Source organism: uncultured Sphaerotilus sp., assembly GCF_963924895.1.
GTDB lineage: Bacteria > Pseudomonadota > Gammaproteobacteria > Burkholderiales > Burkholderiaceae_C > Sphaerotilus.
This window is the reverse complement of record NZ_CAWURG010000024.1, coordinates 53,416-72,393: the sequence shown is the minus strand read 5'-3', so window position 1 is coordinate 72,393 and position 18,978 is coordinate 53,416. Positions and strand designations below refer to the sequence as shown.

17 protein-coding genes are annotated in these 18,978 nt (G+C 68.2%); 7 read left to right on the top strand and 10 right to left on the bottom strand.

Translation table 11 applies throughout. The features are described 5' to 3' along the window. Window positions 1-37: 37 nt before the first annotated feature. From AABN02_RS10150 to AABN02_RS10140, 3 genes are read left to right on the top strand one after another with little or no spacing between them, the layout of a single operon-like run. The gene (locus AABN02_RS10150) at window positions 38-1,960 is read left to right on the top strand and encodes a PrkA family serine protein kinase (protein ID WP_338414810.1); all 1,923 of its coding nucleotides are present in this window, start codon (window positions 38-40) and stop codon (window positions 1,958-1,960) included. A 59-nt stretch (window positions 1,961-2,019) separates the two neighbouring features. Beyond that, window positions 2,020-3,318: a YeaH/YhbH family protein gene (locus AABN02_RS10145; RefSeq protein WP_338414809.1), complete on the top strand. Its 1,299-nt coding sequence runs from the start codon at window positions 2,020-2,022 to the stop codon at window positions 3,316-3,318. Between the two features lie 5 nt (window positions 3,319-3,323). After that, window positions 3,324-4,889, top strand: a complete 1,566-nt coding sequence (locus AABN02_RS10140; RefSeq protein WP_338414852.1) for a SpoVR family protein — start codon at window positions 3,324-3,326, stop codon at window positions 4,887-4,889. Window positions 4,890-4,956: 67 nt separating this feature from the next. Here the strand turns inward: AABN02_RS10140 and AABN02_RS10135 are convergent, their stop codons facing one another. From AABN02_RS10135 to AABN02_RS10125, 3 genes are all read right to left on the bottom strand, one after another. Then, window positions 4,957-5,886, bottom strand: a complete 930-nt coding sequence (locus AABN02_RS10135) for a hypothetical protein (RefSeq protein WP_338414808.1) — start codon at window positions 5,884-5,886, stop codon at window positions 4,957-4,959. A gap of 126 nt (window positions 5,887-6,012) precedes the next feature. Next, window positions 6,013-7,188, bottom strand: a complete 1,176-nt coding sequence (locus AABN02_RS10130; protein ID WP_338414807.1) for an ATP-binding protein — start codon at window positions 7,186-7,188, stop codon at window positions 6,013-6,015. A gap of 67 nt (window positions 7,189-7,255) precedes the next feature. After that, the gene (locus AABN02_RS10125) at window positions 7,256-8,677 is read right to left on the bottom strand and encodes an FAD-linked oxidase C-terminal domain-containing protein (RefSeq protein ID WP_338414806.1); all 1,422 of its coding nucleotides are present in this window, start codon (window positions 8,675-8,677) and stop codon (window positions 7,256-7,258) included. A gap of 40 nt (window positions 8,678-8,717) precedes the next feature. Between AABN02_RS10125 and AABN02_RS10120 the strand changes: the two genes are divergently transcribed. Then, entirely contained in the window at window positions 8,718-9,020 is a 303-nt protein-coding gene (locus tag AABN02_RS10120) for a helix-turn-helix domain-containing protein (protein ID WP_338414805.1), read from the top strand. On the opposite strand, the gene AABN02_RS10115 is transcribed toward AABN02_RS10120, so the two are convergent. Beyond that, a complete protein-coding gene (locus AABN02_RS10115) occupies window positions 9,002-11,575 on the bottom strand; it encodes a hypothetical protein (protein WP_338414804.1) in 2,574 nt (857 codons plus the stop codon). The two genes, AABN02_RS10120 and AABN02_RS10115, sit on opposite strands and share 19 nt — an antisense overlap. Window positions 11,576-11,786: 211 nt before the next feature. Here AABN02_RS10115 and AABN02_RS10110 point away from each other — a divergent pair, with 211 nt between their 5' ends. Both AABN02_RS10110 and AABN02_RS10105 read left to right on the top strand, forming a co-directional pair. Beyond that, on the top strand, window positions 11,787-11,981 hold the full coding sequence (locus tag AABN02_RS10110) for a DUF2892 domain-containing protein (RefSeq protein ID WP_338414803.1): 195 nt from the start codon (window positions 11,787-11,789) through the stop codon (window positions 11,979-11,981). 143 nt (window positions 11,982-12,124) lie between these two features. Next, on the top strand, window positions 12,125-12,682 hold the full coding sequence (locus AABN02_RS10105; RefSeq protein WP_338414802.1) for a hypothetical protein: 558 nt from the start codon (window positions 12,125-12,127) through the stop codon (window positions 12,680-12,682). Here AABN02_RS10105 and AABN02_RS10100 read toward each other — a convergent pair. Next, window positions 12,572-13,513: a hypothetical protein gene (locus AABN02_RS10100; protein WP_338414801.1), complete on the bottom strand. Its 942-nt coding sequence runs from the start codon at window positions 13,511-13,513 to the stop codon at window positions 12,572-12,574. The genes AABN02_RS10105 and AABN02_RS10100 overlap by 111 nt on opposite strands. Then, window positions 13,471-13,734: a hypothetical protein gene (locus AABN02_RS10095; RefSeq protein ID WP_338414800.1), complete on the bottom strand. Its 264-nt coding sequence runs from the start codon at window positions 13,732-13,734 to the stop codon at window positions 13,471-13,473. The genes AABN02_RS10100 and AABN02_RS10095 overlap by 43 nt, the downstream gene beginning before the upstream one ends. A gap of 337 nt (window positions 13,735-14,071) precedes the next feature. On the opposite strand from AABN02_RS10095, the gene AABN02_RS10090 reads away from it, so the two are divergent. Further along, the gene (locus AABN02_RS10090) at window positions 14,072-14,527 is read left to right on the top strand and encodes a fasciclin domain-containing protein (protein WP_338414799.1); all 456 of its coding nucleotides are present in this window, start codon (window positions 14,072-14,074) and stop codon (window positions 14,525-14,527) included. 33 nt (window positions 14,528-14,560) lie between these two features. Here the strand turns inward: AABN02_RS10090 and AABN02_RS10085 are convergent, their stop codons facing one another. Genes AABN02_RS10085 through glyS form a run of 4 tightly spaced genes read right to left on the bottom strand, consistent with a single transcriptional unit; the run spans window position 14,561 to window position 18,964 of the window. Further along, window positions 14,561-15,358 carry a SprT family zinc-dependent metalloprotease gene (locus AABN02_RS10085; protein WP_338414798.1) on the bottom strand — a complete coding sequence of 266 codons (798 nt, stop codon included), beginning with the start codon at window positions 15,356-15,358 and terminating at the stop codon, window positions 14,561-14,563. Between the two features lie 19 nt (window positions 15,359-15,377). Then, window positions 15,378-16,136 carry a lysophospholipid acyltransferase family protein gene (locus AABN02_RS10080; RefSeq protein ID WP_338414797.1) on the bottom strand — a complete coding sequence of 253 codons (759 nt, stop codon included), beginning with the start codon at window positions 16,134-16,136 and terminating at the stop codon, window positions 15,378-15,380. Between the two features lie 16 nt (window positions 16,137-16,152). Next, entirely contained in the window at window positions 16,153-16,791 is a 639-nt protein-coding gene (gene gmhB / locus AABN02_RS10075) for a D-glycero-beta-D-manno-heptose 1,7-bisphosphate 7-phosphatase (protein ID WP_338414796.1), read from the bottom strand. 1 nt (window position 16,792) lies between these two features. Then, window positions 16,793-18,964, bottom strand: a complete 2,172-nt coding sequence (glyS, locus tag AABN02_RS10070) for a glycine--tRNA ligase subunit beta (RefSeq protein WP_338414795.1) — start codon at window positions 18,962-18,964, stop codon at window positions 16,793-16,795. Window positions 18,965-18,978 lie beyond the last annotated feature (14 nt).

Sequence of the window (18,978 nt, the reverse complement as noted above, 5' to 3'; positions counted from 1 at the left end):
TGTCGCCCATCGCCTGACTTCATACAGGAGGCCTGCAATGGACGTGATCAGCAATTTCGCCGCCCGCTACGAGCGCACCCGCGAGGAAGAAATCTCGCTGGAAGACTACCTCGCAGAGTGCAAGCGCAACCCCTTGGCGTATGCCTCGGCCGCCGAGCGGATGCTCAAGGCCATCGGCGAGCCCAAGTCGATCGACACCCGCAACGACACCCGCCTGTCGCGGCTGTTCGCCAACAAGATCATCAAGATCTACCCCGCCTTCGCCGAGTTCTACGGCATGGAGGACGCGATCGAGCAGGTCGTTTCCTACTTCCGCCACGCCGCGCAAGGGCTGGAAGAGAAGAAACAGATCCTCTACCTGCTGGGGCCCGTCGGCGGCGGCAAGAGTTCGATCGCCGAGCGTCTGAAGCAGCTCATGCAGGAGGTGCCCTTCTACGCGATCAAGGGCTCGCCGGTGAACGAGTCGCCGCTGGGCCTGTTCGACCCGGCCGAGGACGGCGCCGTGCTGGAAAAGGAATACGGCATCCCGGCGCGTTACCTGAACCGCGTGATGAGCCCGTGGGCGGTCAAGCGGCTCGAAGAGTTCGGTGGTGACATCCGCCGCTTCAAGGTGGTCAAGCGCTTCCCGTCCATCCTCAAGCAGGTTGGCATCGCCAAGACCGAGCCAGGCGACGAGAACAACCAGGACATCAGCGCTCTGGTCGGCAAGGTGGACATCCGCAAGCTGGAAACCTTCGCCCAGGACGATCCGGACGCCTACAGCTACTCGGGTGGCCTGTGCCTGGCCAACCAGGGGCTGCTGGAGTTCGTGGAAATGTTCAAGGCGCCGATCAAGGTGCTGCACCCGCTGCTGACCGCCACGCAGGAGGCCAACTTCAAGGGCACCGAGGGCTTCGGCGCCATCCCCTTCGACGGCATCGTGCTGGCGCACAGCAACGAGAGCGAGTGGAAGACCTTCCGCAACAACAAGAACAACGAGGCCTTCCTCGACCGGATCTACATCGTCAAGGTGCCGTACTGCCTGCGCGTGTCGGAAGAGGTGAAGATCTACGAGAAGCTGCTGCGCGGCTCCTCGCTGGCCGGGGCGACCTGCGCGCCGGGCACGCTGAAGATGATGAGCCAGTTCGCCATGCTCACCCGCCTGAAGGAGCCGGAGAACTCCAGCCTCTACAGCAAGATGATGATCTACGACGGCGAGAACCTGAAGGACACCGACCCGCGCGCCAAGAGCTACCAGGAGTACCGCGACTACGCCGGCGTGGACGAGGGCATGAGCGGCATCTCGACCCGCTTCGCCTACAAGATCCTGTCCAAGGTCTTCAACTTCGACAACACCGAGCTGGCGGCCAACCCGGTCCACCTGATGTACGTGCTGGAGAAGCAGATCGAGCGCGAGCAGTTCCCCGCCGAGACCGAATCGAAGTACATCGGCTTCATCAAGGAGCTGCTGGCGCCGCGCTACGCCGAGTTCATCGGCAAGGAGATCCAGACCGCCTACCTGGAGAGCTACTCCGAGTACGGCCAGAACATCTTCGACCGCTACGTGACGTATGCCGACTACTGGATCCAGGACCAGGAGTACCGCGACACGGACACCGGCGAGGTGTTCGACCGTGGCTCGCTGAACGGCGAGCTGGAGAAGATCGAGAAGCCGGCCGGCATCGCCAACCCGAAGGATTTCCGCAACGAGATCGTCAACTTCGTGCTGCGGGCCCGCGCCCACAACGGCGGCAAGAACCCGGTCTGGACCAGCTACGAGAAGCTGCGCGCGGTGATCGAGAAGAAGATGTTCTCGAACACCGAGGAGCTGCTGCCGGTCATCAGCTTCAACGCCAAGGCGAGCAACGACGAAGCCAAGAAGCACGAGGACTTCGTCAACCGCATGGTGCTCAAGGGCTACACGCCCAAGCAGGTCCGCCTGCTGTGCGAGTGGTACCTGCGCGTGCGCAAGTCGAGCTGAGGCCCCGGCCGCCCTGGCTCCGGGAGGCACCGGGGCAGCCAACCATTGCAAGGTGAACCATGTTCCAGCAGATCATCGACCGCAGGCTCTCCGGCAAGAACAAGTCGATCGGCAACCGCGAGCGCTTCCTGCGTCGTTACAAGGACCAGATCAAGGGCGCCGTGCGCCGCGCCATCGACGGGCGCGGCATCCGCGACCTGGAGCGTGGCGAGGACATCCACATCCCCAAGAAGGACATCAGCGAGCCGGTGTTCCACCACGGACAGGGCGGCCAGCGCGACATGGTCCACCCCGGCAACCAGGACTACGTGGCCGGCGACCGCATCAAGCGGCCCAAGGGCGGTGGTGCGGGTGGCGGGTCGGGCCAGGGTCAGGCGAGCGACTCCGGCGAAGGCGAGGACGATTTCGTCTTCTCGCTGAGCAAGGAGGAGTTCATGCAGGTCTTCTTCGAGGACCTCGCGCTGCCCCACCTGATCCGCACCCAGCTGGCCGAGACGCCCGAGTGGAAGAGCCACCGCGCCGGCTTCACCAACGACGGCACGCCCAGCAACCTGCACATCGTGCGCTCGATGCGCGGTGCGCTCGGTCGGCGCATCGCATTGGGCAATGACAGCCGGCGCGAACTGCGCCGCCTCGAAGAAGAACTGGCGGCGCTGCAGGCCCAGCCGGAGCCGCGTCCGACCGACCTGCTCGTCGAGCAGGCGCTGGTGAACCTGCAGACCCGCATCGCCGAGCTGCGTGCGCGCATCGGCCACATCCCCTTTCTCGACCCGATCGACCTGCGCTTTCGCAGCCGGGTCAAGACCCCGGTGCCGACGGCCAAGGCAGTGATGTTCTGCCTGATGGACGTGTCCGGCTCGATGGACGAGGGGCGCAAGGAGCTGTCCAAGCGCTTCTTCATCCTGCTCTACCTGTTCCTGACCCGGCACTACGAGAAGATCGACATCGTCTTCATCCGCCACCACACGCAGGCGCAGGAGGTGGACGAGCAGGGCTTCTTCCACTCGACCGAAACCGGCGGCACGGTGGTGTCGAGCGCGCTGGTGCTGATGGAGGAAATCATCCGCGCCCGCTATCCCAGCGACCAGTGGAACATCTACGGCGCGCAGGCCAGCGACGGCGACAACTGGCACCACGACTCGGGCCGCTGCCGCGAGATCCTGCAGAACAAGATCCTGCCGCTGTGCCGCTACTACGCCTATGTGCAGGTGGCAGAGCCGGAGCAGAACCTGTGGGACGAGTACACCCGCCTGGGTGAAGTGTCCGGACCGCATTTCGCGATGCGCAAGGTGACGAGCGCCGACCAGATCTACCCGGTGTTCCGCGACCTGTTCAAGAAGGAAGGAGCCACCGCATGAAACCCATGCCCGCTGTTGCCATGAAGGACCTGCACGGTGGCCCGCTGCCGGCGCCCGAACGGGCCGCCGAGCCGCTGCCCGGCCCGAGCGACTGGAGCTTCGAGCTGGTCGAGCAGTACCACGACGTGATCCGCGGCACCGCGGCCCGCTTCGGCCTCGACACCTACCCCAACCAGCTGGAGATCATCACCGCCGAGCAGATGATGGACGCGTATGCCTCCGTCGGCATGCCGGTGAACTACCGCCACTGGAGCTACGGCAAGGAGTTCATCTCGACCGAGAAGAACTACAAGCGCGGCCACATGGGCCTGGCCTACGAGATCGTCATCAACTCGAATCCCTGCATCAGCTACCTGATGGAGGAGAACTCGATGGCCATGCAGGCGCTGGTCATCGCCCACGCCGCCTACGGCCACAACAGCTTCTTCAAGGGCAACTACCTGTTCCGCATGTGGACGGATGCGGCGTCGATCATCGACTACCTCGTCTACGCGAAGAACTACATCGCCGACTGCGAGGAGCGCCATGGCATCGACACCGTGGAAGCCTTCCTCGACAGCTGCCACGCGCTGATGAACCACGGCGTCGACCGCTACCGCCGCCCGAGCAAGAAGACGCTCGCGCAGGAACTCAGCGAACGCAAGGACCGCGAGGCCTACGCGCAGCAGCAGGTCAACGACCTCTGGCGCACGCTGCCCCGCCGCGCCGAGAAGGCCGAGGAAGCGCAGAGCAACCGCCGCTTCCCCGAGGAACCGCAGGAAAACCTGCTGTACTTCGTCGAGAAGAACGCGCCGCTGCTGGAGCCCTGGCAGCGCGAGGTGGTGCGCATCGTGCGCAAGGTGGCGCAGTATTTCTACCCGCAGCGCCAGTCGCAGGTGATGAACGAGGGCTGGGCCACCTTCTGGCACCACAAGCTGCTCAACACCATGTACGACGACGGCCATCTGACCGACGGCGTGATGATCGAGTGGCTCAAGTCGCACACCAACGTGGTCTACCAGCCGCGCGTGGGCGACCGCGGCTACAGCGGCATCAACCCGTATGCGCTCGGCTTCGCGATGTACACCGACATCAAGCGCATCTGCGAGGAGCCGACCGAGGAGGACCGCCAGTGGTTCCCCGAGCTGGCCGGCACGCCGTGGCTGCCGGCGTTCGACCAGGCGATGCGCAACTTCAAGGACGAGAGCTTCATCGGCCAGTACCTCAGCCCCAAGCTGATGCGCGACCTGCGCCTGTTCGCGCTGCACGACGACGACAAGAAGCCCGAGATCGAGGTCAGCGCCATCCACGACGACAGCGGCTACCGGCGGGTGCGCGATGCGCTGTCGAGGCAATACGACCTCGGCTCGCGCGAACCGAACATCCAGGTCTGGAACGTCAACCTGCGCGGCGACCGCTCGCTGACGCTGCGCCACTTCCAGCACCAGGACCGCCCGCTGGCCGACAGCGCCATCGAGGTGCTCAAGCACGTCGCGCGGCTGTGGGGCTTCGCGGTCTTCCTGGAGAGCGTCAACGCCAAGGGCGACGTGACCAAGCGCTGGGGCGTGCCCGCGCCGGCATCGGCCAGCTGAAACCCATCCGCCAATGCAAGCGGCCGACCCGGTGACGGGTCGGCCGCTTGCGTTCGGGCGTTGCCGGTCAGAGGAAGCGTGTCACCGCCAGCATCAGCCCGATCAGCGCCAGCCCGGACACGCCCGCGATGCCCAGCGTGAGCTTCTTCAGCCGATCCTGCATCTGGGCCTGCTCGGCCGCGCGCTCCTGGGTCAGCGTGGTGACGCGGTTCTGCAGCGTGTCCTGGGCCATGCGGTGCTGGGAGAGCAGGTCGCTCAGGTCCTCGACCCGGTTGTGCTCCTGGTCGAGCTGGCGCTGCAGCAGGGCCAGGTCATCGGCCAGCAGCTTTTCGGAGTGGTCGCGGGCATCGGTGTCGGCGCGCACGGCATTGCGCAGCGTCTCCACCTTGACGTTCTGCGCGTCGGCGATGGTCTGCACCCACTCGCAGGCGGTGTCGACGCGGGCCGTGGCCTCCGTCAGCGCCTTCTTGATCTGGGCCTGCAGCTCTTCGCGGGTCTTGCGGCCGTCCTGGGTGGCTTCGGTCACGCGCTGGGTGGTGGCGACCAGGCCATTGCGCACCTCCAGCAGCTGGTTCATCACCTGCTGCATCTCGCCGCTGTGCACGCCCTGGGCCTGTTGGAATTCGGCGAGCGTGGTGTGCGCCTGCTTGACCTTCTGCTGCAGCGTGCGGGTAGCCGTCTGCTGCGAGGACAGGGCGTCCTGCTGGCGCTGGATCTGCTGCGACTGCACCACCGACAGCACGATCAGCTGTCCCAGCGTCTTCGACAGCGCCGACACCTCCAGATCCGAGGTGTCCGGCCGGTGGTCGCCCGCCGCGATGGCCTGCCACAGCGGCTGCAGCGAGTCGTGCATCCCGACCGGCCCGTGGATGCGCTGGAAATCGTCCAGACGCCTGAAGTGGCGCCGGAAGTCGTTGACGATGCCGTCGAAATCCGCGTTCTGCAGGACATCCTGCGGGACGTTGATTTGCGCGATCTGACTGATGATTTCGGACATGGTCGGATTCTAGGAAGACTACCCGCGGATCTTGGACCGATATCAAGGGCAGTTCCGACGCCATCTCCGCGCTTGCTCGGCTCAGATCACGAACCCGGACGCTGAACCACGGCGCACCTCAGCGGTTCACAGCCGTTTCGGCAGATCGCGCCAGGCGATGGCTTGCACGCCCTGTCGTTCGGCACTGTGCGCACCGCCGTAGACCAGCCAGGGCATCTCGGTCGGCGTGTCGGCCAGCGCCTGCCAGCGCCGCAGGGGCCCGAGCCAGTCGCTGGCGAAGGTCGCGCCCGACTTCAGCTCCATCGCTTGCAGGTGCCCATCCCGTTCCCGCAGCAGATCCACCTCCAGCCCGGCCCCATCGCGCCAGAAATACAGATCAGCGGCCTCGCCTCGATGGAAGGCGTGCTTGACGCATTCGGTGACGATCAGCGTCTCGAAGAGCGCGCCGCGCTGGGCATGGGTGCCAAGCGTCTCGGTGCTGCGAATCCCCAGCAGCCACGCCATCAGCCCGGGATCGAGCAGGTAGAGCTTGGGGGTCTTCACCAGTCGCTTGCCGAAGTTGCGGTGGTAGGGCCGCAGCAGCATGACCAGGTAGCTTGCTTCGAGCACTGTCAGCCATTCGCGCGCGGTGACGTGGGTGATGCCGCAGTCGCCGGCCAGCGCACTGAGGTTGAGCAACTGACCCGAGCGGGCTGCGCACAAGCGCAGGAACCGCTGGAACAGCGACAGGTCGCGCACCGCCAGCATCTGGCGCACATCGCGTTCGACATAGGTCGCCACGTAGTTCGCGAGCCAGTCGCCCGGGGTCAGGTCGCGGTGGTGCAGTGGCGGATACAGCCCGCGCCACAACACCTCGTCGAGCGAGCTGGGCAGCCGTCCTGCCGCCTCCAGCTCTCCCATCGAGAACGGCAGCAACTGCACCAGCCCGACCCGCCCGGCCAGCGACTGCGTCAGCCCGGACACCAGCCCCGGCTGCTGCGAGCCGGTCAGCACGAAGTCGCCCATGCGCTGGCGGGTGTCCACCAGCCCCTGCAGGTACGAGAACAGGGCTGGACAGCGCTGGATCTCGTCAAGCACGGCGCCATGGGCGTCGAATCGGGCCAGAAAGCGGCGCGGATCGGCGGTGGCGAACTCGCGCTCGTCCGGGTCTTCCAGCGAGACGTAAGGCTTGTCCGGAAACACCGCACGCGCCAGCGTGGTCTTGCCGGACTGGCGTGGGCCGGTGATCGCGACGATGGGGAAACCGCGGGCGAGGCGGGTGGCGGTGGCGGCTGCGGTGCGGGGGATCAGGGCGGCGGGCATGGTCGCCGGATTGTGGCAGGCAACCCGTGCAGATTGAAGATTGAAACTTCAATCTGCACAGTCCGAATCACAACGCGAAGATCTTCCCCGGATTCATGATGTCCTTCGGATCCAGCGCCCGCTTGATCTCCCGCATCAGCCCGACCGCCGCCGGCCCGGCCTCGTCGAGCAGGAAGCCCATCTTGTGCAGCCCGATGCCGTGCTCGCCGCTGCAGGTGCCTTCCATGCGCAGCGTGCGTTCCACCAGCCGGTGGTTGAGCGCCTCGGCGAGCACGCGTTCGGCGGGCTGTGCGGGGTCGATCAGGTAGCCGAAGTGGAAGTTGCCGTCGCCGACGTGGCCGACGAGGAAGTAGGGCAGGCCGGAGGCGTCCACATCCGCCACCGACTCGGCGATCAGCTCTGCCAGCCGCGAGATCGGCACGCACGCATCCGTGGACATCGCCCGGCAGCCCGGTCGGCTCTGGATCGCGGCGAAGTAGGCGTGGTGGCGGGCGGTCCACAGCCGGGTGCGCTCTTCCGGGGTCGAGGCCCATTCGAAGGACTCGCCGCCGTGGTCGGCCGCGAGTTCCTGCACCGTCTGCGCCTGCTCGGCCACGCTGGCGGGCGTGCCGTGGAACTCCATCAGCAGCATCGGCGCTTCCCGCAGCGTGAGCTTGCTGTGGCGGTTGACCATGCTGACCGTGTTGCCGTCGATCAGCTCGCAGCGCGCGATCGGCACGCCCATCTGGATGAGCGCGATCGTCGTCTGCACCGCCGCGTCGATGCTCGGGAAATGGCAGATCGCCGCCGACACCGCCTCGGGCAGCGGGTAGAGCTTGAGCGTGATCTCGGTCATCACGCCGAGCGTGCCCTCGCTGCCGACGAAGAGCCGCGTCAGGTCGTAGCCGGCGCTGGACTTGCGCGCCCGCGTGCCGGTGCGTACCCACTCGCCCTGCGCGTTGACCACTCCAAGACCGAGCACGTTCTCGCGCATGGTGCCGTAGCGCACAGCGTTGGTGCCCGATGCCCGCGTGGCCGCCATGCCGCCGATGGACGCATCCGCACCGGGGTCGATCGGGAAGAACAGGCCGGTGTGGCGGATCTCGTTGTTGAGCTGCATCCGAGTCACGCCGGCCTGCACGGTGACGGTCAGGTCTTCCGGGTTCAGCCTGAGGATGCGGTTCATGCGCGACAGGTCCAGGCTCAGCCCGCCCTGCACGGCCAGCAGGTGCCCCTCCAGCGAGGAGCCGACGCCGAAGGGGATCACCGGCACCGCATACTGGTCCGCCAGCTTCACCGCCGCCATCACGTCCTCGTTCGACTCGCAGTAGACGACCGCTTCCGGCGGCGGCACGTCGTAGGTGGACTCGTCGCGGCCGTGTTGTTCGCGCACCGCCTGCGCGGTCGAGCAGCGCGCGCCGAAGCGGGCCTGCAGCGCCTGCAGCATCTCGGCCGGCATCCGGCGGGGGGCGATCACGGGACGCCAGTCGGCGTGGAGCGGGGCGTTCATGCGGGGTGTCTCCGGGCTTGTCTGCAGTGAGGCGATGATGATGCCTGCACCCACGCTGGTTTCCCTCGTGTCCGGGCTCTATCCGGCGCTGGCCGACAGCCCGCCGCCCGGCTGGGAGCAGGATCTGGCCGCGCTGCTCGGCCGCGGCCCGGTGCTGCACATCACCCACCAGCAGCTCGCCGACGAACTCGGCACCGTGCGCGAGATGGTGACCCGGCTGCTCAAGCGCTTCGAGCAGGCGGGCTGGGTGGCGCTGGGGCGGGAGCGGGTGCAGTTGCTGGACGCCGTCGCCTTGCGGGCGGCGGCGTCGCAGGCGACCGAGGTTCAGCGCTTGAGCAGGTAGAACTCCAGGCCACTCGCGTCCGACTGGGCGTTGCCGGTCTGCACCAGCATCACCAGCTTGTCGTCGGCGGCATGGAAGATCTGCCGGCCGTAGGCGGTGACACCGTACACCGTGGGCAGCGGCGCGTCGGCTGCCGGGAACAGCAGCGAGCCGGTGTAGCGCTTGTAGACCGACGGGTAGGTGACGACCGTGCTCCAGGAAGGGCTGGTCGTTGCCAGCGCGACCGCTTCCTGTGCCGTGGCCGAGTGGCTCACCGAGACCACCGTGCTGCCCAGCGTGCCGGCGTAGGTCAGGTCGGCGGTGCGGAAGTAGCTGCCAGCCGCGGTGAAGAGCAGCGTCTGGTCGGCCGACAGCCAGAACGGCGCGCCCATCGCGTAGTCGCCCCAGTACGGCGAGCCCTGCGACGTGCCGAGCAGGCCGGTAGCTGGATCGACCGTGTAGCCGTAGATCTGCGACGGCGACAGCCCCAACGAGATCGTGAACACCTTGCCGGCGCCGCTGGCCAGGATGGCGCGGGTCGTGCCGTAGATCGAGGCGAAGCTGTTGAGCGTCTGCACGGTCGTGCCCGTGCGTCCGTCCAGCACGGTGAAGCCGGGCGTTACCCACTGCCCGCCGGTCTGGCCCGTCAGGTAGACGAGGCCCGCGTCGGACACCAGCGCCTCGGTCTGCGAGCCGCCGGTGCTGCTCGAATGCAGCAACGTGGCGGTCGGCAGGTCGATCAGGCTGACCGCGCCTTCGTGCAGCACGGCGGCGAGCCGTCCGTCCGGGCTCAGGTTCAGTCCCTTTACCGCGGTCGGCAATGCGATGGCGGTGTCGGTCGCCGCGGTCGGATCGACCAGGTGCAGCGTGTTCGGCGTGCTGCTGACGATGGCGGCCAGGCCCAGCGACTTGCTGTAGGCGGCCATCAGCGGGGTGTAGGCGAGCTGCACCGTGCCCGGCACCGGCACGATGGCCGTGACGGTCAGGCCCGCGATGCTGCTGACGGCGCCTTCGGTCACGGTGACGGTGAGGTAGTAGGTGCCGGCGACATCGGGCGTGAACGACAGGGCGGCGCTGGTCGGGCTGGCGGTGGTGGCGGTGGAGCCGCTCGGGCGTGCATCGATCGACCACTGGAAGCCCAGCGGCCGTCCGCTCTGGCTCACGCTGGCCGCGGCCGAGGCGGTGATGGGCTGGCCGGCGAGCACGCCGATCTGCGTGCGGTCCAGCGCGGCGACTGGCGGGTAGTTGCCCACGTAGACGGTCACCGACTGGGAGGAGATGCGGCCACCACTGTCGGTGACCAAGAGCTGGATCTGGTAGACCCCGTCCAGGTCCGGCGTGAAGGTGGTGTCGGCCTGCGCGGTCTGCGCGATCGACGCGGTGCTGCCGGCGGGCCGGGAGAGCATCCCCCAGCGGTAGTCCAGCGCACCGCCGTTCGGGTCGTAGCTGCCGCTGCCGCGCAGCGTGACCGGCATCCCGGCCGAGGAGGCCAGCGACGGCGCCGAGACCCGCGCAACGGGCAGGGCGTAGCCGGTGACGACAGCGGTCACGCCGGGCAGCACGTTGAGGGTCGTCGTGTACTGGCTGGAAACGCCGGTGGCGCTGTCGAGCAGCGTGGTGCGGATCAGGTAGGTGCCGGCCACATCGGGCACGAGGCTGACGAGCGTGCCGCTGGTGGCCGACAGCGCTGCGGTGCTGGTCCCCGGGCGGGACAGCAGCTGCCACGACGCCGTGGTGGTGGCGCTGTTCGGGATGCTGCTGCCGCTGGTGTCGAGCAGGACGAGGTTGCCGACGGCGGCACCGAGTGTGCTGCTGCCGCCCACCGGCGTCACGCTGGCGGCGACGGCCACCACGGGCGCCTGCGCCGTGGCGGTGTAGACGAAGACCACGTCGGAGAACTGGCCGGCGACGTTGGTCCCGCGCGCCCGCACCTGGTAGGTGCCGGCGACGTCGGCGGTGAAGTAGGTGAGGGTGCCGCTGGTGGTCAGCGCGGCCTTGCTGCCCGCGGGCTGCTGCAGCATCTGCCAGCCCACGGCGACCGCGCCGCCGCTCGGGTCGGTGGTGCCGGCGGTGTCGAGCGACACCATCGAGCCGACCGCCAGCGTCTGCGCCGGTCGGGTTTCCGAGATGCCCTTGAAGACGACGGTGCCGGTGATGGTGACGACGGGGGCGCCCTGGCTGGCCACGAGCGTGGCGGTCTGGCGCGTGGTGCGGCCCTGCGCATCGGTCACGTCGAGCGCGACGACATAGCTGCCGGGCACATCGGGGGTGAATGCGGTCCGGGCATCGGCCAGGCGGGCAGGATCGATGGCGGCCGCGCTGCCGGCGGGCCGGGAGGTCAGCGTCCAGGCGTAGGCGATCTGCGTGCCGGCGACGGTGCTGCCGCTGCCATCCAGCGTGACCTCGCTGCCCAGCGCGAGCTGCAGCGTGAGGGCATTGGCCGACAGAGTGCGCGCCGAGGTCTGGATCACGGTGGACGGCGGGCCGTCCGAGGTGCCACCCCCGCCGCCACAACCCGTCAGGACCAGGGTCAGGGCGAGCAGCCACCAGACCCAGCGTTGCATTGATTGACGCATGACCACTCCTTGTTGCCTGCCGGCATTCATTCCTGACACTGTCGTACCGCGCAGTGCGCCCGGTGCATTGGAAATGCGCGCGGCTTGAGCGCGCTCAAGCACCAGGATTTCGGTGTCTCTGTGTGATCTTGGTCACAGATTACGAGTGTCAGCAGGGACACACTGGCCTCAACCGGCGAAGGCGCCGGCGGTTTTGCTTCAGGAGACTCGCATGAAAGTCAATGTCGGCGGTTCGGACCGCATCCTGCGCATCGTGGTCGGGCTGATCCTGATCCTGCTGGCGCTGTCGGGCCAGATCGGGGCCTGGGGCTGGATTGGCGTGGTGCCGCTGGCCACGGGGCTGTTCCGGATGTGTCCGCTGTACTCGATGCTCGGCATGAATACGTGCCCGATGACGCAAAAATAGGGCGTCCGTTCCTGGCGCTTGTGGGCGCTGCAGGCAGAATCCGGCGCCGGCAGTGGGGGCGAATCCGGTACGGTACCGGGTGCTTTCCGCGGCCATGAACTGGTCGTCTGCCCATGCCTGCTTGTGCGTCTGCTTCCCTCCGCGTGCTGCGGCCGCTGAATCTGCTCCTGTCGGCGGCATGGCTGCTGGCCTCTGGCGCCGCATCGGCCCAGGCCGTGTGGCGCATCGACGGGGCGGCCGGGGTTCTGACGGACAGCGGCGCCGGCCGATCCACCGGCTGGCGGGTGTCCGCCGGGGTCGAGATGCCGCTGGGACGCAGTGGATGGGCGGCCGGGCCGGTGCTCGGGTTCGCCGACTTCGGGGACACCGCCGAAGGTCCGTTCGTGCAACGCAACCACCGCCACACCAGCGGCCCGTTTGTCGGGCTGCAGGTCGCGCTGCCGGTGCTGGAGGGCTGGCAGGCGCGGGCGCGTGTCGGCTTCGGTCAGTGGCAGACGACGCTGCGCACGACGGTCAACGGCGCCGAGGCCTACCAGGCGAGCGAGCGCCATGTCGGGCCGCTGCTCGGCGCCGGGCTGTCGTGGCAGTGGTCACCGGCTCTGGCGCTGACGGCGGCGGTCGATGTGGGCCAGCACCGCTTCGACGGACTGCCTACGGTGCGGCCGGCGCTGTGGTCGCTGGGGCTGTCGGCGACTTTCTGAGGGCGGCTCGTTTCTTGCGCAGGTCTGGGTTTGCGCACCAGCCCGCACGGCGACTATGCGCGCCCGCTGCCCAAGGTCTACGACGGCTGGGCGGCGCCGCTGGGCTGGTGAATGGCGCTGCGGGTGCGGGAGTCGCTCTTCAACCGCCCTGCACGTTCTGCTTGCGCCACGCCCGCTCGAAGGGCAGCCGCCAGGCGTGCGGCGCGATGAGCTGGTGCACCGGCTTCGGCCCCCACGAACCAGCCGCACCGGCGGCGGGGCTTCGAGCAGCGGCGTCGAGACTTCCCACAGCCGCTCGATGCCCTCGGCGGTGGTGAACAGCGTCCGGTCGCCGCGCATCGCGTCCAGGATCAGCCGCTCGTAGGCCTCCAGCACCTCGCCGGCCAGCCCCGTGTCGGTCATGGCGAACTGCAGGCTCGGCTTGTCCAGCCGCATTCCCGGCCCTGGTCGCTTGCCGTAGAAGGACAGCGACATCTTCGACGCGTCGGCCAGGTCGAAGGTCAGGTGGTCCGGTCCCTGTGACCCCACGCCCGAGCCCGGCGGGAACATGCTCTTCGGCGGCTCGCGGAAGGCGATCGAGATGATGCGCTGTCCCTCCGCCAGCCGCTTGCCAGTGCGCAGGTAGAAGGGCACGCCCGCCCAGCGCCAGTTGTCGATGTGGCACTTCAGCGCGATGAAGGTTTCGGTGTCCGAGTCCGGGTCGACGCCTTCCTCGCTGCGGTAGCCGCTGTACTGCCCGCGCACCACGTCGCCCGGCTGGGCCAGATCGGTGCCGCAGGGCTTCCCCATCACGATGCGCGAGCGCTCGACCAACCCGGCCGCGCCCAGCATGTGCACCGCTGGGAGCGCCGCGTTCGACGGGCGGTGCGGAAACCGTCGGTGTCGATGTCGTCCAGCGACACGCCGATGATCCGGCAGCCGGGGATGAAGCCGGCGCTGGAGAGGTGGAACAGGCCAGGCAGCAGCTTGCGCTTCGCCAGGTCACCGGTTGCGCCGAACAGGACGACGACCTGCGGAAACCGCGGACCGACGCCGGGAGGAATCTTGGCCACTGGGTACCTCGACTGGTGGAGTTGGAAAACAGGCAAGCGTCGCACGGATGCACGGAGACCGCAGACGCAATTGCCGGACCATGCCACTCCAGCGGGTGGGCCTGCGAGGTGGCCGCCTTCAGCAAAGGCTCATCATGTGAGCCACCACCCTGCCGCGCCAAGATTGTGAATTGCGCGTGCAAGTCCTTGATTCGAAAAGAATTTTTTCAGATGTCGTCAAGTTGAATTGCAGAGACTGCACTGGCTTCTGCCATTTGATCCCTGCCTAGGATGGCGGCTCGGACCGTGAAACGTCCTGACCGCCCCCATCCCGGAGCGGTCTCAACCGGAGTACGTCATGAAGAAGACCCTCATTGCCCTCGCCCTGACCCTCGGCAGCGCCACTGCGGCGCTGGCCGCCGACATCGTCGAGACCGCCGTGCAGGCGGGCAGCTTCAAGACCCTGGTGGCGGCCGTGCAGGCGGCCGGTCTGGTGGACACGCTCAAGGGCCCCGGACCCTTCACCGTGTTCGCGCCCACCGACGAAGCCTTCGCGAAGGTGCCCAAGGAGGCGCTGGACGCCCTGCTCAAGGACAAGGCCGCACTGACCAAGGTGCTGACCTACCACGTCGTGCCCGGCAAGGTGATGGCCGCGGATGTCAAGGCGGGCAAGGTCCGGACCGTGCAGGGCCAAGAGCTGACCCTGGCCACGACGGGTGGTGTGATGGTCGACAACGCCCGTGTCACCGCTGCCGATGTGGTGGCGAGCAATGGGGTGATCCACGTCATCGACACGGTCGTGATGCCGCGCTGAGCGGGCTGCGGCGGGGGGGCGCCGGTCGGTCGGTCAGTCGAAGACCGGCACCACCCCGTCCTTCAGCGTGCGCCGCCGGGCCTCGTAGTCGGGCATCACGGCCCGCACGATGGCCCAGAAGGCCGGGCTGTGGTTCATCTCGCGCAGGTGGGCGAGTTCGTGCACCACGACGTAGTCGAGCGTGGCGAGCGGAAAGTGGACCAGGCGCCAGTTCAGCCGCACGCTGCCGTCGCTGCTGGCGCTGCCCCAGCGGGTGCGGGCGGAACTCAGGCGCAGCTGGCGCACCCGCACGTCCATACGGGCCGCGTGGTGCGCGATGCGGGCCTCGAACAGCGCGCGGGCCTGCAGCTGCAGCCAGCGCTGCACGGCGTCGCGGATCTGCTCGGGCGTGGCGCCGGGCGGCAGGCGCAGGTGCAGCGTGCGGGGCTGGCCGAGGTGGGCCTGCGGCTCCTGCAGCACGGAGCGGGTCAGCGTGCCCGTCGTGCGGATCACCAGGTCTTCGCCGAGGTAGGGCAGGCGTGCGCCGTCGCGCCAGTCGATGCGCGCCGCGTCGAGCTGCACCAGGCGCTGGCCCTGCTCGGCGAGCTTGCGCAGGATCCAGTCCGCCTTGAGCTGCACGGCGCCGTCGATCTGCGGCTGGCTGACCCAGCGTGGCGCGCTCACCGCCAGCCCGCGCGGGCCGACGACAAAGCCGATGGTGCGCCGCGTGGCGCGCTTGAGCAGGTAGCCCAGGTGCAACTCGCCAAGCACCAGCTCGCGGTTGGCTTCGACCGGCCGCAGCAGGGCCTCGGAGTGGGCGAGCCCGGTGTCGGCGGTGGAGCGTGGAGACACGGGCACGGTCCGCTGCCGGTCAGCCCTGCGGTGTGGTGGTGTAGGCCTCGGGGTCGAGGCGGCGCATCTCGGACTCGATCCAGGCCTCGATCTCGCGCATCAGGTCGTCGGGACGGCGGCCCTGCGGGTTGATCGGGCGGCCGATGGAGATGTCGATCGTGCCCGGGCGCAGCAGGAAGCTCTTGCGCGGCCAGCAGCGCGCCGAGGTCACGGCGATCGGCACCAGCGGGGTCTTCGTCGTCACCGCCAGCCGCGAGGCGCCGGTCTTGTACTCGCCCTGGCTGCCGCGCGGGGTGCGCGTGCCTTCGGGGAACATGATCATCCAGGTGCCCTGGGCCATGATCCGGGTGCCCTGCTCGACGACCTTGCGCCACGCGTCCGAGCCGCGGCCACGGTTGATGTGGACCATGTCCAGCCGGCCGATGGCCCAGCCGAAGAAGGGGATGTAGAGCAGCTCGCGCTTGAACACATAGGCCAGCGGGTGCGGCATCAGCGCGGGGAAGGCGAAGGTTTCCCAGGTCGACTGGTGCTTCGGGACCAGGATCACCGAGGCGGTGCCGTCGGCCGCGGTCGGCACGTGTTCCATGCCCTGCACGCGCCAGTGCACGCCGCAGATCCACTTCGCGCCCAGGATCGCCACCTTGAGCCAGCCCGCGCACAGCCAGTACAGCGGCGCGCCGCGCGTGAACGCCGAGGCGAGCACGGCCACCAGACTCCAGGGAATCACGGTGACGATGAGCCAGAGCAGGAAGACGGCAGAACGCAAGTAGATGAGCATGGACGAAGGGATCGGTTCAGGAAGGAGCACCGCCACCCGCCAGGCGCTTGCCCTCGGCGCGGGCGTCGCTGTGTTTCTTGCGTTCGGCGCCGAGCAGCGCGTCGGCGAAGGCGGCGAGGCTGGCGTGCACCGTCAGACCGGGGATCTGGTCGCGCAGCGCCTGCACGCCGGCCTCGTCGAGCGCGGCGGCCTTGCCGGTGCGCACCAGGTGCGGCGCACAGCCGACGGCGGTGGCCGCCTGCAGGTCGCGCAGCGTGTCGCCGACGGCGGGCACGGCCTGCATGTCGTCCAGCCCGAAACGTGACTGGATGTCCTCGAACAGCCCCGGCAGCGGCTTGCGGCAGCGGCACTCGTCTTCCGGCGCGTGCGGACAGAAGAACACCGCGTCCACCCGGCCGCCCAGCGGCGCGAGCAGCGCGTTCATCTTCAGGTGCATCTCGTTGAGCGTGTACATGTCGAACAGCCCGCGCCCGAGGCCGGACTGGTTGGTCGCGACGACCACATGCCAGCCCGCCTGGTGCAGCTTCGCGATGGCCTCCAGCGCCCCCGGGATCGGCACCCATTCGTCCGCGGACTTGACGTAGTCGTCGCTGTCCTCGTTGATGGTGCCGTCGCGGTCGAGGACGACCAGCCGGATGGCGCTGCGCTCGCCCATGTCAGCTCGCCAGCCGGGACAGGTCGGCCACACGGTTCATCGCGCCGTGCAGCGTCTTCAGCAGGCCGAGGCGGTTGGCGCGCAGGGCGGGGTCTTCGGCGTTGACCATCACGTCGTCGAAGAAGGCGTCCACCGGGGCCTTCAGCGCGGCGAGGGCCTGCAGGCTGGCGGCGTATTCGCCCTGCTCGAACAGCGTGTCGGCCTGCGGCTGCACCGACTGCAGCGCGGCGGCCAGCGCCTGCTCGGCGGCGTCCTGCAGCAGCGCGGCGTCGATCTTTGCCTCGACCGTGCCCTCGGCCTTCTTCAGGATGTTGCCGATGCGCTTGTTGGCCGCGGCCAGCGAAGCGGCTTCCGGCAGCGCCGAGAAGGCGCGCACGGCGGCCAGGCGGCGCGGGATGTCGCCCAGGCGGCTCGGTGCCAGCGCGAGCACGGCGTCCACCTCCTGCGCGCTGTAGCCCTGTTCGCGCAGCGACACCGACAGGCGGTCGGCGAAGAAGGCGCGCAGCGGCGTGCTCGGGTCGGTGATGCGCTCGCCGAAGGCGGGCAGGGCGGCCTGGATCAGCGCGTCCAGGTCCAGCGGCAGGTTGTTCTCGACCAGGATGCGGATCACGCCCAGCGCGTGGCGGCGCAGCGCGAAGGGGTCCTTGTCGCCGGTCGGCAACTGCCCGATGCCGAACAGGCCGACCAGCGTCTCCAGCTTGTCCGCCAGCGCCACGACCGTGCCGGTGTGGTTGCGCGGCAGCGCGTCGCCAGCGAAGCGCGGCTTGTAGTGGTCCTCGATGGCGATGGCCACGCCATCGCGCAGGCCCTCATGGCGTGCGTAGTAGCCGCCCATGATCCCCTGCAGCTCCGGGAACTCGCCGACCATGTCGGTCAGCAGGTCGGTCTTGGCCAGCAGCGCGGCCTGCTGCACCTTGCTGTCGAGCACCTTGAAGTGGTCCTCGGCGTCCACCGTGAACGGCAGCGTCGCCATGCTGAGCTGCTGCACGATGGCGTGGCCGATGGCGCGCACACGCTCGGCCCGTTCACCCTGCGTGCCCAGCTTGCCGTGGTAGACGACCTTGGACAGGCCCTCGACCCGGGAGGCCAGCGTCTTCTTGCGGTCCTGGTCGAAGAAGAACTTGGCGTCGGCCAGCCGCGGGCGCACCACACGCTCGTTGCCCTGGATCACCGCGCTCGGGTCCGCCGGGCTGATGTTGCTGACGATCAGGAACTTGTGGGTCAGCTTGCCGTGGCTGTCCAGCAGCGGGAAGTACTTCTGGTTCGCCTTCATCGTCAGGATGAGGCACTCCTGCGGCACGGCCAGGAACTCCGCCTCGAACTGGCAGGTCAGCACGTTCGGCCGCTCGACCAGCGCGGTGACCTCGTCCAGCAGCGCGTCGTCGTCGATCGGCTTCAGGCCTTCCTTGGCGGTCGCGGCGGTGAGCTGGCGCACGATTTCGCTGCGGCGGGCGTCGAAGCCGGCGATCACGGCGCCTTCGCTGGCGAGCTGCTCGGCGTAGGTGTCGGCATGGCGCAGCGTGACGGTTGGGTGCGCGGCCTCGAAGCGGTGGCCGGTGGTCGTGCGGCCGGCGGTCAGGCCGAGCGTCTGGATGTTCACCACGTCATCGCCGTGCAGCGCGACCAGCCCGTGGGCAGGGCGCACGAAATTCACGCTCGACCAGCCATCGGCGAGCTGGTAGGTCATGACCTTCGGGATCGGCAGCTTGCGCAGGGCTTCATCAAGTGCGCTTTGAAGACCAACGACCAGAGACGTACCTTTAGCCAAACTGCGGAGATAAACGGCCTCGGCTTTGCCGTCCGATTGCACGATTAGCTCGTCCGGACCATCTTGGCAATTCGGCCAGTTGTCTGCCAGATTCGGCCGCCCCTCTTTGGCGAGGCGCTTCTTCAGTGCGTCAGTTGCTTTGCCTTCTTTGATGGCGACAGCGAGCGGCATCAGCTTGACTTCGACAGGCGAATCCTGGGCCGTCGATGACACGGACTGGATATGCACCGCGAGGCGGCGCGGCGACGCGAACGGCGTCACCACCGCATCGGCACTGGCCAGACCGCTGGCCTTCAGCGAGGCGGCCAGCGTGCCGGCGAAGGACTCGCCCAGCTTCTTCAGCGCCTTGGGCGGGAGTTCTTCGACGAAGAGTTCAACGAGGAGGTTCTTGGTATCGATGCTCATGGTCGTGATATTCA